This window comes from Salmonella sp. SAL00670, from assembly GCF_046552235.1.
Taxonomy (GTDB): Bacteria; Pseudomonadota; Gammaproteobacteria; order Enterobacterales; family Enterobacteriaceae; genus Salmonella; species Salmonella enterica.
In genome coordinates this window covers 47,716-61,627 of sequence record NZ_JBGDUO010000001.1, presented here as the reverse complement: position 1 = coordinate 61,627, position 13,912 = coordinate 47,716, and the positions used below count along the sequence as shown (strand labels likewise).

11 protein-coding genes are annotated in these 13,912 nt (G+C 54.7%); 7 read left to right on the top strand and 4 right to left on the bottom strand.

Annotated elements, in window-relative coordinates; genetic code table 11:
• The first annotated feature begins 41 nt into the window (after positions 1-41).
• A complete protein-coding gene (gene ybiO / locus ACLJRS_RS00295) occupies positions 42-2,264 on the top strand; it encodes a mechanosensitive channel protein (protein WP_001267714.1) in 2,223 nt (740 codons plus the stop codon).
• Here the strand turns inward: ybiO and rlmF are convergent.
• The gene (gene rlmF / locus ACLJRS_RS00290) at positions 2,261-3,187 is read right to left on the bottom strand and encodes a 23S rRNA (adenine(1618)-N(6))-methyltransferase RlmF (RefSeq protein WP_001275967.1); all 927 of its coding nucleotides are present in this window, start codon (positions 3,185-3,187) and stop codon (positions 2,261-2,263) included. The two genes, ybiO and rlmF, sit on opposite strands and share 4 nt — an antisense overlap.
• A 204-nt stretch (positions 3,188-3,391) precedes the next feature.
• Here rlmF and ACLJRS_RS00285 point away from each other — a divergent pair, with 204 nt between their 5' ends.
• Positions 3,392-3,658 (top strand): DksA/TraR family C4-type zinc finger protein, encoded by a 267-nt coding sequence (locus ACLJRS_RS00285; protein ID WP_000146330.1) that lies wholly within the window; start codon positions 3,392-3,394, stop codon positions 3,656-3,658.
• A 284-nt stretch (positions 3,659-3,942) separates the two neighbouring features.
• Positions 3,943-4,203, top strand: coding sequence for a DUF1471 family protein YbiJ (gene ybiJ, locus ACLJRS_RS00280; protein WP_000849089.1), 261 nt, complete (start codon positions 3,943-3,945; stop codon positions 4,201-4,203).
• 155 nt (positions 4,204-4,358) lie between these two features.
• Here ybiJ and ybiB read toward each other — a convergent pair whose 3' ends face one another.
• From ybiB to rhlE, 3 genes are all read right to left on the bottom strand, one after another.
• Positions 4,359-5,333, bottom strand: a complete 975-nt coding sequence (gene ybiB, locus ACLJRS_RS00275) for a DNA-binding protein YbiB (protein WP_000386483.1) — start codon at positions 5,331-5,333, stop codon at positions 4,359-4,361.
• Between the two features lie 29 nt (positions 5,334-5,362).
• Complete coding sequence (gene dinG, locus ACLJRS_RS00270; RefSeq protein ID WP_001218675.1) at positions 5,363-7,507, bottom strand: ATP-dependent DNA helicase DinG; 2,145 nt, start codon at positions 7,505-7,507, stop codon at positions 5,363-5,365.
• Positions 7,508-7,714: 207 nt separating this feature from the next.
• Complete coding sequence (gene rhlE / locus ACLJRS_RS00265; protein WP_410957733.1) at positions 7,715-9,076, bottom strand: ATP-dependent RNA helicase RhlE; 1,362 nt, start codon at positions 9,074-9,076, stop codon at positions 7,715-7,717.
• A 229-nt stretch (positions 9,077-9,305) separates the two neighbouring features.
• On the opposite strand from rhlE, the gene cecR reads away from it, so the two are divergent.
• Genes cecR through ACLJRS_RS00245 form a run of 4 tightly spaced genes read left to right on the top strand, consistent with a single transcriptional unit; the run spans position 9,306 to position 13,827 of the window.
• Complete coding sequence (cecR, locus tag ACLJRS_RS00260) at positions 9,306-9,980, top strand: transcriptional regulator CecR (protein ID WP_001027526.1); 675 nt, start codon at positions 9,306-9,308, stop codon at positions 9,978-9,980.
• Positions 9,980-10,975: a secretion protein HlyD gene (gene hlyD / locus ACLJRS_RS00255; RefSeq protein ID WP_000743431.1), complete on the top strand. Its 996-nt coding sequence runs from the start codon at positions 9,980-9,982 to the stop codon at positions 10,973-10,975. The genes cecR and hlyD overlap by 1 nt, the downstream gene beginning before the upstream one ends.
• Complete coding sequence (locus ACLJRS_RS00250) at positions 10,968-12,704, top strand: ATP-binding cassette domain-containing protein (protein WP_001287612.1); 1,737 nt, start codon at positions 10,968-10,970, stop codon at positions 12,702-12,704. Before hlyD ends, ACLJRS_RS00250 begins: the two co-directional genes overlap by 8 nt.
• Positions 12,697-13,827 carry an ABC transporter permease gene (locus ACLJRS_RS00245; RefSeq protein ID WP_000045765.1) on the top strand — a complete coding sequence of 377 codons (1,131 nt, stop codon included), beginning with the start codon at positions 12,697-12,699 and terminating at the stop codon, positions 13,825-13,827. The genes ACLJRS_RS00250 and ACLJRS_RS00245 overlap by 8 nt, the downstream gene beginning before the upstream one ends.
• Positions 13,828-13,912 lie beyond the last annotated feature (85 nt).

Sequence of the window (13,912 nt, the reverse complement as noted above, 5' to 3'; positions counted from 1 at the left end):
TATACTTAGTGTTTTGCGTCTCTTTTCTCACTGGAGGAGTCATGCGGTGGACCCTGTTCATCCTTTTTTGTCTACTGGGCGCGCCTGCCCATGCGGTCGCCATACCCGGCGTGACCACGGGGACATCAACCAGCCAGCAAGCAGCGCCAGAGCCCAGTCCTGAACAAAAAAAAGCGGCCTATGCGGCCCTGGCTGACGTACTGGAGAACGAGGCTTCACGTAACGAATTGATAGCGCAACTCCGCGAAGCCTCAACCACGCCGCCGACCGAGCCGGCGCCAGCGCTTGTGCCGCCTGCGGCCAAAGATGAGAAAACGGTACTGGAGAACGTCACCACCGTTACCCGTCAGTACGGCGATGCTTTCGCTACCCGTTTCGCCCAGCTTTATCGCAACATCACCGATGCGCCGCACAAACCGTTTAACTCGCAAACCTTCACCAACGCGTTAACCCACTTTTTATTTCTGGCCGCCGCGGTATTTGGTTTTTATAGCGTGATACGGCTTTGCGCCCTGCCGTTATATCGAAAAATGGGCCTGTGGGCGCGCAAGAAAAACCGTGAACGCAGCAACTGGTTACAGCTCCCGGCGATGATCGTCGGCGCGTTTATTATCGACCTGCTGCTACTGGCGCTCACCTTATTTATCGGTCAGATGCTCAGTGATAATTTCCATGCGGGAAGTCGAACTATCGCTTTTCAGCAAAGCCTGTTCCTGAATGCCTTCGCGCTGATAGAGTTCTTTAAAGCGATTCTGCGGCTTATTTTTTGCCCTAATGTACCGGAATTACGCCCATTCGCGATTCAGGATGCGACAGCGCGTTACTGGAATCGCCGTATGAGTTCCCTTAGCAGTTTGATTGGCTACGGGCTAATTGTTGCCGTTCCGATTATTTCCAACCAGGTGAATGTTCAGGTTGGCGCGATGGCTAATGTGGCGATCATGCTCTGCATCACCATCTGGGCGCTGTACCTGATCTTTAAAAACAAAGCGGAGATTACGCAACATTTATTAAGTCTGGCGGAACGATCATTAGCCTTTTTTAGCCTGTTTATCCGCGCCTTTGCGCTGGTGTGGCACTGGCTGGCCAGCGCTTACTTTATCGTGCTGTTTTTCTTCTCGTTATTCGACCCAGGCAATAGCCTGAAGTTTATGATGGGCGCGACCGTGCGCAGTCTGGCGATTATTGGCATCGCCGCGTTTATCTCCGGTATGTTTACCCGCTGGATAGCGAAAACCATCACCCTGTCGCCCCATACGCAGCGCAATTACCCGGAATTACAAAAGCGGCTTAACGGCTGGCTCTCCTCGGCGCTAAAAGTCGCACGCTTTTTGACCGTCTGCGTCGCCGTTATGCTGTTGCTCAACGCCTGGGGATTATTCGATTTCTGGCACTGGCTACATTATGGCGCGGGGGAAAAGATGGTCGATATCCTCATCCGTATCGCGTTAATCTTATTCTTCTCCGCCGTGGGATGGACGATTCTCGCCAGTCTGATTGAGAATCGCCTGGCCTCCGATATTCATGGTCGCCCGCTACCCAGCGCCCGCACGCGCACGCTGCTGACGCTGTTCCGCAATGCGCTGGCAGTGATTATCAGTACCATAACCATCATGATCGTGTTATCGGAAATCGGCGTCAATATCGCGCCATTGCTGGCTGGCGCGGGCGCGTTAGGTCTGGCTATCTCTTTCGGTTCGCAAACTCTGGTGAAAGATATTATTACCGGCGTTTTTATTCAGTTTGAAAACGGGATGAATACCGGCGACTTAGTCACCATAGGCCCGCTGACGGGGACGGTCGAAAGAATGTCGATTCGTTCCGTCGGCGTGCGGCAGGATACCGGGGCATACCATATTATCCCGTGGTCCTCGATCACCACTTTCGCCAACTTTGTGCGCGGTATCGGCTCTGTTGTCGCCAACTATGACGTGGATCGCCATGAGGATGCGGATAAAGCGAATCAGGCGCTGAAAGACGCGGTAACGGCGCTGATGCAGACGGAGGATATTCGCGGGCTGATTATCGGCGAACCCACGTTCGCCGGTATTGTCGGTTTAACGAACACGGCGTTTACTTTACGCGTGTCGTTCACCACGCTACCGCTCAAGCAGTGGACGGTGCGTTTTGCCCTTGATAGCCAGGTGAAAAAGCATTTTGATCTGGCTAATGTGCGCGCGCCGGTGCAAACGTATCAGGTTCTGCCCGCCCCCGCCGGCGCCCCGCCGCCTGATTCACTGCCGCCGCGCGAACCGACGATTTAGCGTTTACGGGTGATAAAACGGCGACGCTGGTCGTCATCCATAAAGGTCCAGGCAATAAAGCGGCTTTGCTTTTGCCCTTGGGCCATCTCTTTTTTCACCACTTTCACCGCGCCAGCCTCCGTCAACGCCCGGTAAAGCGGCGGTAAATTCTCGCCGCGCGACACCAACGTCGTAAACCACAACACCTGACGGCGGAAGGATTGGCTTTCAGCAATCATTTTTTTAATAAAGGCGACTTCGCCGCCTTCGCACCATAGCTCCTGCTGTTGACCGCCAAAGTTCAGCGCATCATCTTTATTCTGCCCCAAATTGCGGCGCTTACGCTCGCTGCCCGCGCGGGCTGCGGCGGCGGAGTCGTGAAAAGGCGGGTTACAAAGCGTTGCGTCATAAGATTCATTTTTATGAATGATACCGGTAAAAATGGCCGCCGGATCTTTTTGCCGACGCAGACGAATGGCGCGGCTTAACCCCGTATTAGCCTGAATAATAGCCTGCGCGCTGGACATCGCTGCGTCGCTGACTTCACTACCGGTAAATCGCCAGCCATATTCATGGACGCCGATAAGCGGATAAATACAATTGGCGCCCACGCCCACGTCCAGAATAGTTGCCTGCGCCGGAATACTCCCTGTCGTTTCGCCAAGCAGATCCGCCAGATGATGGATATAATCCGCACGACCAGGCACCGGCGGACATAAAAACCCTGGCGGAATGTCCCAGTGTGTGACGGCATAAAAATGCGCCAGCAATGCCTTATTGAGCGCTTTTACCGCTTGCGGATTAGCAAAATCAACGCTCTGTTCACCGGCGGGCGTGCGGATAAGAAAGGACGTCAATTCCGGCGTGGTCTGACACAGTGCGGCGAGATCATAACGGTGTTGATGGCGGTTGCGCGGGTGTAACCCCGGTTTCTGGGCGGACATGGCATTCTCCTTTTAGCAGCGGCGTAAGATACCCGTATAACGCCACGGGGTAAATATACCACCGCGAATTCCCTGCCTCGCTCGTTTGATCGGATATCTGAATGACATTGGCTCTGCTCATGGTCTGAAAAGATCGCGCGATGCGATTTTTTCGCCTGACGGCGCTACACTTAACCTCAGGTACCCTAAAATCAGGAGAGCGTGATGGCATCCGGCTGGGCAAATGACGACGCAGTGAATGAACAAATCAACAATACCATTGAAGATGCCGTTGCCCGCGCTCGCGGCGAACTTCCCCACGGCGAAAGTCGCGATGAATGCGAATCTTGCGGCGATCCTATCCCTGAAGCGCGGCGTAAAGCCGTGCCGGGCGTTCGGTTATGCATAGCCTGCCAACAGGAGAAAGATTTACATAACGCAACATTTTCAGGATATAATCGTAGAGGTTCAAAAGACAGCCAGTTACGCTGACTTTTCTTTACCGAAACCGCCAGTATTATCCATTCCTTTACGCTCATGCTTTTTAGCGTTCTGCGTCGCAGAATGTGCCGTTAACCTCGACTCTGTAAAGCCAGATGACAAGAAAGGTAAATTCAACCGTTGAATTAATTAATAATCAATAGGTTATTTGTCATTCAAAAATTTTGAGCAAGGCAGTCAATTCTATTCGATTTTATCTTTCGCAAAAAACCGTGATACTCATCACATCGACGGAACATCGTCCCATAAACAGAATAACCTGCGAGAGATTAATCATGAAAACCATTAAATATGCTGTTGCAGCCATCGCGCTTTCCACCCTTTCTTTTGGCGCTTTTGCCGCAGAACCGGTTAGCGCGTCTCAGACGCAAAACCTGCATAAAATCGGCGTAGTGTCTGCCGATGGCGCCACCACGCTGGATGGCCTGGAAGCTAAACTGGCTGAAAAAGCCGCCGCTGCTGGCGCAAGCGCTTATAACATCACCTCCGCCGTAGGTAATGACAAAATGAGCGGCACTGCGGTGATTTATAAATAATTAACCTGCCCGCCAGATTTCAGGCTGTAACATCGCTGTTGTTTGAATTCTGACGGGTATTACCCTCGTCTGTTTGCCAACAGACCCACTGCTCCAACCCTCATTAACCCTGTTTGTTACCCTTATTTGCCCGTCCGTCACTGGACGGGCTTTTTTTATTCGCTAAAAGCCTGTTCGACGCGCGCAAGCCCGTCTTCTAACGTCGCCGCCTCTCTCGTCGCAACTAGACAACAGGCCATTTGCGTTTTTAATGATTGCGGCACCGGCTCATGGCCGGCAAGGCAGCGCTCAATCCAGCGCGCGGTGATTTCAGGATCTTTAGTCGCAGGCAGTGAAAGCGGCTCGTCGTGCGTGTCGCTCTGACGCTCATGCAGTACCTGCACGCCACGGCTCTCAATCAGGCTGATTTGCGGACAGCGTTGCGGGTTGGCATAGACTTCGCCTTCGGTACCATGCATTAGCAAAGCCCGCCCGCCAATGCGGCTAAAAAAGGTCGCCACACGCGGGACATATTCAGGGTGAGAAACGCTTGATAAACGCAGCGCGGCATCCTCAGCAAATGGCGTCGCCAGCTTGGCCAGTGAATGCGCGCTGTTGCGCACGCCCATCCGCCAGCGCATCGCCAGTTGTTTTTCCAGCGGCGGGCAGAGCGCGCTCACCGGGATAAACACCGGCTGGCGCCCGTCCAGTTTGGCCTGCGCTTGTCCGCCGTGTAGGGTGGGCACAATCCCCATCAGCTCAAATATTGTTTCCGTCAGTACGCGGGTCGGATCTTCACTGACGCCGTGTACTACAACTGGAAAGCCCAATTTATGCAGCAGGATAGCCAGCAACGGCGTTAAATTCGCCTGTTTACGCGCGCCGTTATAGCTGGGAATAACGACCGGCAACGGCCTATCTGCGGGCGGTGTCAGTTTGATGGTATGATTCTGCATGGCCTCATAAAAGCCCAGCATTTCGGCTTCGCCTTCGCCTTTAATACGCAGCGCCATCAATATACTGCCCATTTCCAGGTCGGGGATGTCGCCATTCAGCATTCGGGTATACAAACCGCGCGCGGTATCCAGATCCAGATCGCGGGCGTGATTTTTACCTCGCCCGATCTCTTTGATGATCTTGCGATAATCCATTGAAAGCTCCTTGAAGTGTGCTCACAGCATTAACGCCGTCGGCGGCGTGCAGGTTTTGCTTTTGGTTTTACTATAACGTCTGGCACGGCAGGCTGCTCTATCGGAAAAACAGGTAAGGCATTCAGTAAACGCTGTCCGTAGTTTTTGGTCAACAAACGCTTATCATAAATGACCACTTCTCCCCGACAGGCGTGGCTACGGATCAATCGCCCTACCTGCTGAATTAAATTAAAAGACGCGCTTGGTAAGCTTTGTACCTCAAACGGATAACGATTCAGGCTTTTTAGCCATTCGCCTTCGGTGATCACGACCGGGCTGTCGATCGGCGGAAAGGCAATTTTATGGATATGGACTTGCGTCAGCAGCTCGCCTTTAAGATCCAGCCCTTCGGCAAAAGACTGAAGCCCAACCAGCACGCTACGTTCGCCGCTCTCCACCCGTTTACGGTGCAGCTCTACCAGCCGGTAACGCGGCTGGTCGCCCTGGACCAGGAGGAGTAAGCGTACATCAGCGACATGCTCCAGAAAACGCTGCATCGCCCGCCCGCTGGCGAACAGTACCAGCATACCATGATGTTTTTTGCTCTCCAGTTGCTCGCGAAAATAGGCCGCCATTTCGGCAATATGCTGCTCTTCGTTATCAATAGTGGGTTCGTAGCGCATTTGAGGAATCACCAGTTTCCCCTGTTCCACATGATTAAACGGCGAATCCAGCGCCACAAAGCGGTCGCCGGCTTTTTCTTTTAAGCCGCTCATTTCCTGCAGGCGCGAAAAGCTATTGAGCGAGCGCAGTGTCGCCGAGGTGACAATAATGTGCGGTACGCTGCGCCATAACAATCTTTCCAGCTGATCGCTGACGCGGATACCGACACAATGGAACCAGACGTGGAGTTGCCCTTCGCGTATTTCACGCGTCGCCCATTTGGACACCGGCGCGCCTGAAGACTGCGCCATCGAAGCCAGCCGCCATAATTTACTTTGCGCCTCGAACATTCCCAGCGCCCGGTTCATCTGTAAAATCACCCGATGCAAACGCACAATATCGTGCGACCCGGTTTTTTCGCTGAGATCGTTGAGAAAGGATTCCGCCAGCCCACGCAGCGTCTCGGTCAGCTTCGCCAGTCGCTGGCAGATTTCCATGACCTCATCAGGCAACTCGCCCATTGCAAAACGGTGCTCCGCCTCCTGCGCTGCGGGCATATACAGATTAAGAATGGCATTGAGCGAGGCGATCAGTTCGTATACCTCCTCGCAATGGGCGTTAAGTCGCTCAGGGTTCGCTAACGGCGGCGTGGTTTTAGGGCGAAATTGCTCCATGCAGGTCGCCACCAGTTTGCTGAACAGATCCAGTTGCAAGCGATACCAGGAGGCGGTAATTTCCGCGCTCATCTCCAGCGCATCGCGAGCGACATCGGGCAGATGATGACCTTCATCCAGTACCAACAGCAGATGCTTTGGTTCCGGCAGTACGGCTTCACTTTCCATCGCCGCCATTACCAGCGCGTGATTCGCCACCACGACTTCCGCTTCCTGTATTTCACGTCGGGCGACAAAGAATGGACATTCGCGGTAATAGTGACAGTTGCGGTTCAGACAACTGGCTTTATCGGTACTTAATCGCCGCCACAGATCGTCGTCAATAGCAATGTCGGTATGATCCCGCAGACCATCCCATTTGTAACCGTCAAGATCCCCTTTCAGCCTGGCGCAACGCTTTTGCTCTTCCTGGTTGTTAGGCGTCAGTTCGTCATCAAGAAAGGCGAGCAGATCCTGCTGCGTAGGCTCGCTACTGGCGAGCGCCGCCAGGTTTCGCGGACACACGTAACGCCCGCGGCCAAAGGCGGCGGTAAAGCGCAGATCGGGGATGATTTTTCGTAGCAGCGGCAAATCTTTGCTAAAGATCTGATCCTGTAACGCCACGTTAGCGGTACTGACCACCAGTGTTTTTTGCTCTTCCCGGGCAATGGCGATACCGGGAATAAGATAGGAGAGGGTTTTCCCGACGCCGGTCGGCGCTTCAATAGCCAGATGTCTCCCTTCTTCCCCGGCCAGCGTTCTGGCGACGTCAGCAATCATCTGCCGCTGCGGCGCACGAGGAATAAAGTCGGGAATCTGTTCCTGAAGCGCCTTATACCAGGCGGCGATTTGCGCTTTCAGCGCAGCGGTCAATGCCATGAGAAAACCTGAAGTACTGTATAAACAGCCACTATTGTGGCACATTTCAGGGGCGGGAAGTACCTTTTTTGCCGGTTCTGGAAGGCGGCTCGCAACGCGATGTGTATTTTGCCGGATGACGGTGCAAGCACCTTATCCGGCCTACGTATTTGCATAGTCCGTAGGCCCGGTAAGCGTCGCGCTACCGGGCATGTTGCCGGATAAAATTTACTGGGCAGGCGTGATTCTGCGCGGGCGACGCGGCGGACGTGCTTTGTCGCCCGAGGGTTTCCCCTCGCCTGTGCGCGGTTTTGGTTTCGCCTTCGCTGCCCCACTATCCTGACGTCGCGGCTGCTGACTGCGCCCCGCTCCCCCCTGATTTTGTCCGCGTCCACGACCGCCGCCGCCGCGCTGCTGACGACCGTTCTGAATCGGCTCCGCTTTAATCGACGGGTCCGGCTCATAGCCCGGCGTCGTAATGCGTGGGATCTCTTTTTTCAGCAATTTTTCGATATCACGCAACAGTTTATGCTCGTCAACACAGACCAGCGACAGCGCCTCGCCAGTTGCCGCCGCGCGACCGGTACGGCCAATACGGTGTACATAATCTTCCGGCACGTTCGGCAGTTCATAGTTGACCACGTGCGGCAGCTCTTCAATATCCAGACCACGCGCCGCAATATCCGTCGCTACCAGCACGCGAATATCGCCGGATTTAAAATCGGCCAGCGCGCGGGTACGTGCGCCCTGCGATTTATTACCGTGGATCGCCGCGCTGCGAATACCGTCTTTATTAAGCTGTTCCGCCAGATGGTTCGCGCCATGCTTGGTGCGGGTGAAGACCAACACCTGCTGCCAGTTGCCCTGGCCAATCATCTGCGACAGCAGTTCGCGCTTACGTTTTTTATCGACAAAGTGCACGTGCTGCGTTACCTGCTCTGAGGCCGTGTTGCGGCGCGCCACTTCGATTTCCAGCGGGTTGCGCAACAGCTTTTCGGCGAGCGCTTTGATGTCGTCGGAGAACGTGGCGGAGAACAGCAGATTCTGACGCTTCGCCGGCAGTTTCGCCAGCACGCGACGAATGTCGTGAATGAAGCCCATATCCAGCATACGGTCGGCTTCATCCAGTACCAGAATCTCAATCTGATCCAGCTTCACGGCATTTTGATGTTCCAGGTCGAGCAGACGTCCCGGCGTCGCCACCAGCACATCCACGCCGCCGCGCAGTTTCATCATCTGCGGATTGATGCTTACGCCGCCAAATACCACCAGCGAGCGAACGTTGAGATATTTACTGTAATCTCTGACGTTTTCGCCAATTTGCGCCGCCAGCTCGCGGGTTGGCGTGAGGATCAACGCGCGCACCGGGCGACGACCTTTAGCGTGCGGCTGATGGGTAATCAGATGCTGCAACAATGGCAGGGTAAAACCCGCCGTTTTACCGGTTCCGGTCTGGGCGCTGGCCATCAGATCGCGGCCTTCCAGCACGGCGGGAATCGCCTGTTGCTGAATAGGGGTAGGTTCACGGTAACCCTGCTCGGCAATGGCGCGCAGGATATCAGGGTTTAATCCCAGGGAATCAAAAGACATAACTACTCCGGACCGCCCCGACCGTTGCCGGTGTAGTTTTCAGGGAGATGCTCAAATTTGGAATGACAAAAACCACAATGTCATGAAGGGGCGGAGTGTAGCAGTTTTTGTGATGCGGCGCATAAATTATCCCGAAAGGTGGCAAAGACAAATTAATCGACCACACTGGACAAGTGCCATTATGAGTCATAATCTTAATCAATCGATTGATTAAGACTTAGGGCGTGTGATGAATATTTCCACCACGACCACCAAGGGCGAGCAGGCGAAAAGTCAGCTCATTGCCGCCGCACTGGCGCAGTTTGGCGAGTATGGCCTCCATGCCACCACGCGCGATATCGCCGCGCTGGCGGGGCAAAATATTGCCGCCATTACTTACTATTTCGGCTCAAAAGAGGATTTATACCTCGCCTGCGCCCAGTGGATTGCCGATTTTCTTGGCGAAAAATTTCGCCCCCATGCTGAAAAAGCGGAACGTCTGTTTAGCCAGCCTGCCCCTGACCGGGACGCCATACGCGAACTCATTCTGCTCGCCTGCAAGAACATGATTATGCTGCTGACGCAGGAAGACACCGTTAACCTGAGCAAATTTATTTCACGCGAGCAGCTCTCTCCCACGTCGGCCTATCAATTGGTCCATGAACAGGTTATCGATCCGTTGCACACCCATCTGACAAGATTGGTTGCCGCTTATACCGGCTGCGACGCCAATGATACGCGCATGATTTTGCATACCCATGCCTTACTGGGCGAAGTGCTGGCGTTCCGTCTCGGCAAAGAAACTATTCTGTTACGTACCGGCTGGCCGCAGTTTGATGAAGAAAAAGCGGAGCTGATTTACCAGACGGTAACCTGCCACATCGATCTTATTCTGCACGGTTTAACGCAAAGGAGTCTGGACTGATGAAAAAACCTGTCGTTATCGGACTGGCAATCGCAGCGATCGTCGCTGTGATTGCCGGTGGAACCTGGTGGTATCAAAGTCGGCAGGACGATGGGCTGACGCTATACGGTAATGTCGATATCCGTACCGTCAATATCAGCTTTCGCGTCGGCGGCAGGCTGGCGTCGCTGAATGTTGATGAAGGCGATGCCATCAAAGCCGGACAGGTGCTCGGCGAACTGGATCACGCGCCATACGAAAACGCGCTAATGCAGGCGAAAGCTGGCGTGTCGGTCGCGCAGGCGCAATATGATTTGATGCTGGCAGGCTATCGCGATGAAGAGATAGCCCAGGCCGCCGCCGCCGTCAGACAGGCGCAAGCCGCCTATGACTACGCGCAAAACTTTTATAACCGTCAGCAAGGATTGTGGAAAAGCCGCACCATTTCCGCTAACGATCTGGAAAACGCCCGCTCATCGCGCGATCAGGCGCAGGCGACGCTGAAGTCCGCGCAGGATAAACTGAGCCAGTACCGTACCGGTAATCGTGAACAGGATATCGCCCAGGCGAAAGCCAGCCTGGAACAGGCAAAGGCCCAACTGGCGCAGGCGCAGCTTGATTTGCAGGACACCACGCTTATCGCGCCTGCCAACGGAACCTTGCTCACCCGCGCGGTCGAGCCTGGCAGTATGCTGAACGCCGGCAGCACGGTATTAACGCTCTCGCTGACCCGCCCCGTCTGGGTGCGCGCCTATGTTGATGAACGCAACCTCAGTCAGACGCAACCGGGGCGCGACATTCTGTTGTATACCGACGGTCGTCCTGACAAACCTTACCACGGCAAGATTGGTTTCGTTTCGCCCACCGCGGAATTTACGCCGAAAACCGTCGAAACGCCGGATCTGCGTACCGATCTCGTCTATCGCCTGCGCATTATCGTCACCGATGCGGACGATGCGTTACGCCAGGGGATGCCAGTCACGGTGAAATTTAATGACGAGGCACGGCATGAGTGAGGCCGTTATTACGCTGCACGGTCTGACGAAGCGCTTTGCGGGAATGGATAAACCCGCCGTCGCGCCGCTCGACTGTACCATTCATTCCGGTTATGTCACCGGGCTGGTAGGGCCGGACGGCGCAGGAAAAACCACGCTGATGCGTATGCTGGCGGGCCTGCTCAAAGCCGATGGCGGCAACGCGTCAGTATTGGGCTTCGACCCGATACAAAACGACAGCGAGCTGCACGCGGTTCTGGGCTATATGCCGCAGAAATTCGGTCTGTATGAAGATCTTACCGTCATGGAGAACCTTAATCTCTATGCCGATTTACGCAGCGTTACCGGCGAGATACGGGAAAAGACCTTTGCCCGTTTGTTGGAGTTTACCGCCCTCGGCCCTTTCACTGGCCGTCTGGCAGGAAAATTGTCCGGCGGGATGAAGCAAAAACTGGGGCTGGCCTGTACGCTGGTCGGCGAACCGAAAGTGCTGCTGTTGGATGAACCGGGCGTTGGCGTTGACCCGATTTCACGGCGCGAGTTGTGGCAGATGGTCCACGAGCTGGCGGGCGACGGGATGCTAATCCTCTGGAGCACCTCCTACCTCGACGAAGCCGAACAGTGTCGCGATGTGCTGCTGATGAATGAAGGCGAGCTGCTCTATCAGGGCGAACCTAAAGCGCTGACGCAAACGATGGCCGGGCGTAGCTTTCTGATGAGCAGTCCACAGGAAAACAACCGTAAGTTGCTACAGAGAGCGCTCAGACTGCCGCAGGTGAGCGACGGCATGATTCAGGGACGTTCGGTACGCCTGATCCTGAAAAAAGAGGCGACCGCAGCAGATATTCGTCAGGCCGAAGGGATGCCGGAAATCACCCTCAATGAGACCGCGCCGCGCTTCGAAGATGCGTTTATCGATCTGCTTGGCGGAGCGGGAACCTCGGAGTCTCCGCTGGGTTCAATCCTGCATACGGTTGAAGGCACTGCCGGCGAAACGGTGATTGAAGCGCAGGAACTGACGAAAAAATTTGGCGATTTCGCGGCTACGGACCATGTTAATTTCGTCGTACAGCGCGGCGAGATTTTTGGCCTGCTCGGCCCGAACGGCGCGGGTAAATCAACCACCTTTAAAATGATGTGCGGCCTGCTGGTGCCGACGTCCGGCAAGGCGCTGGTGCTGGATATGGACCTGAAAGTCAGCTCCGGCAAAGCCCGTCAGCATCTGGGCTATATGGCGCAAAAATTTTCGCTTTACGGCAACCTGACGGTTGAGCAGAACCTGCGTTTTTTCTCCGGCGTCTACGGTTTGCGGGGCCGCGCGCAAAATGAAAAAATTCAGCGCATGAGTGAAGCGTTTGGTCTGAAAAGCATCGCGTCGCATCCCACCGATGCGCTGCCGCTGGGCTTTAAACAGCGACTGGCGCTGGCCTGCTCGCTGATGCACGAACCGGATATTTTATTCCTTGATGAACCAACGTCCGGGGTTGATCCCCTCACCCGCCGTGAATTTTGGCTGCATATTAATAGCATGGTGGAAAAAGGGGTCACGGTAATGGTGACGACCCACTTTATGGATGAGGCGGAATATTGCGATCGCATCGGACTGGTTTATCGCGGGAAGCTTATCGCCAGCGGTACGCCGGACGATCTCAAAGCGCAGGCCGCCGATGAGCAACAGGCCGATCCAACGATGGAGCAGGCCTTTATCACTCTCATCAATGACTGGGATAAGGAGCATACGCATGAGTAAGTCTCTCTCCTGGCGCCGCGTGCGTGCGTTGTGCGTCAAAGAGACGCGCCAGATCGTGCGCGATCCCAGTAGCTGGCTGATTGCGGTGGTGATCCCGCTGCTGTTGCTGTTTATTTTTGGTTACGGCATTAACCTCGACTCCAGCAAACTGCGGGTGGGGATTCTGCTTGAACAACAAAGCCAGGAGGCGCTGGATTTCACTCATGCGATGACCGGTTCACCCTATATCGACGCGACCATTAGCGATAACCGCCATGAATTAATTGAAAAAATGCAGGCCGGACGCATTCGCGGACTGGTGGTGATTCCGGTGGATTTCGCGCAGCAAATGGCGCGCGACGGTGACAGCGCGCCGATTCAGGTGATTACCGACGGCAGCGAGCCAAACACCGCCAACTTCGTTCAGGGTTATGTGGAAGGCATCTGGCAAATCTGGCAACAGCAGCGGGCGGAAGATCGCGGCGACACCTTTGAACCGCTCATCGACGTCCAGACGCGCTACTGGTTTAACCCGGCGGCGATCAGTCAGCATTTTATTATTCCCGGGGCGGTGACCATTATCATGACGGTAATTGGCGCAATCCTCACCTCGCTGGTCGTTGCCCGCGAATGGGAACGCGGCACGATGGAGGCGCTGCTCTCAACCGAAGTGACGCGTGTTGAACTGCTGCTGTGTAAGCTTATTCCCTATTACTTTCTCGGTATGCTGGCGATGCTGCTCTGTATGCTGGTATCGGTGTTTATTCTCGGCGTGCCGTATCGCGGTTCGCTGGTGATTCTGTTTATCATCACCAGTCTGTTTTTACTGAGTACGCTGGGGATGGGGCTGTTGATTTCCACTATCACTCGCAACCAGTTTAACGCCGCGCAGGTGGCGCTGAACGCCGCGTTTTTGCCCTCGATTATGCTGTCCGGATTTATCTTCCAGATAGACAGTATGCCTGCGGTGATCCGCGCGGTGACCTATATTATTCCGGCGCGCTATTTTGTCAGCACCCTACAAAGTCTGTTTCTGGCCGGCAATATTCCGGTCGTGTTAGGCGTTAACGTACTGTTTTTAATCGCCTCGGCGGTGATGTTTATTGGCCTGACGTGGCTAAAAACCAAACGACGGCTGGATTAACTATGTGTATGGATAATTGTCGTCGTAGGCCGGATAAGGCGTTCACGCCGCCATCCGGTATTATGCCTGATACGCTTTGCTTATC

What these genes read in the sequence shown, in the direction of transcription:
- ybiB (WP_000386483.1), bottom strand. Translation starts at nt 5,333, where the DNA reads ATGGATTATCGCAAGATCATCAAAGAGATCGGGCGAGGTAAAAATCAC.
- ACLJRS_RS00285 (WP_000146330.1), top strand. Translation starts at nt 3,392, where the DNA reads ATGGCATCCGGCTGGGCAAATGACGACGCAGTGAATGAACAAATCAAC.
- ybiJ (WP_000849089.1), top strand. Translation starts at nt 3,943, where the DNA reads ATGAAAACCATTAAATATGCTGTTGCAGCCATCGCGCTTTCCACCCTT.
- cecR (WP_001027526.1), top strand. Translation starts at nt 9,306, where the DNA reads ATGAATATTTCCACCACGACCACCAAGGGCGAGCAGGCGAAAAGTCAG.
- ACLJRS_RS00250 (WP_001287612.1), top strand. Translation starts at nt 10,968, where the DNA reads ATGAGTGAGGCCGTTATTACGCTGCACGGTCTGACGAAGCGCTTTGCG.
- ybiO (WP_001267714.1), top strand. Translation starts at nt 42, where the DNA reads ATGCGGTGGACCCTGTTCATCCTTTTTTGTCTACTGGGCGCGCCTGCC.
- rlmF (WP_001275967.1), bottom strand. Translation starts at nt 3,187, where the DNA reads ATGTCCGCCCAGAAACCGGGGTTACACCCGCGCAACCGCCATCAACAC.
- dinG (WP_001218675.1), bottom strand. Translation starts at nt 7,507, where the DNA reads ATGGCATTGACCGCTGCGCTGAAAGCGCAAATCGCCGCCTGGTATAAG.
- rhlE (WP_410957733.1), bottom strand. Translation starts at nt 9,076, where the DNA reads ATGTCTTTTGATTCCCTGGGATTAAACCCTGATATCCTGCGCGCCATT.
- hlyD (WP_000743431.1), top strand. Translation starts at nt 9,980, where the DNA reads ATGAAAAAACCTGTCGTTATCGGACTGGCAATCGCAGCGATCGTCGCT.
- ACLJRS_RS00245 (WP_000045765.1), top strand. Translation starts at nt 12,697, where the DNA reads ATGAGTAAGTCTCTCTCCTGGCGCCGCGTGCGTGCGTTGTGCGTCAAA.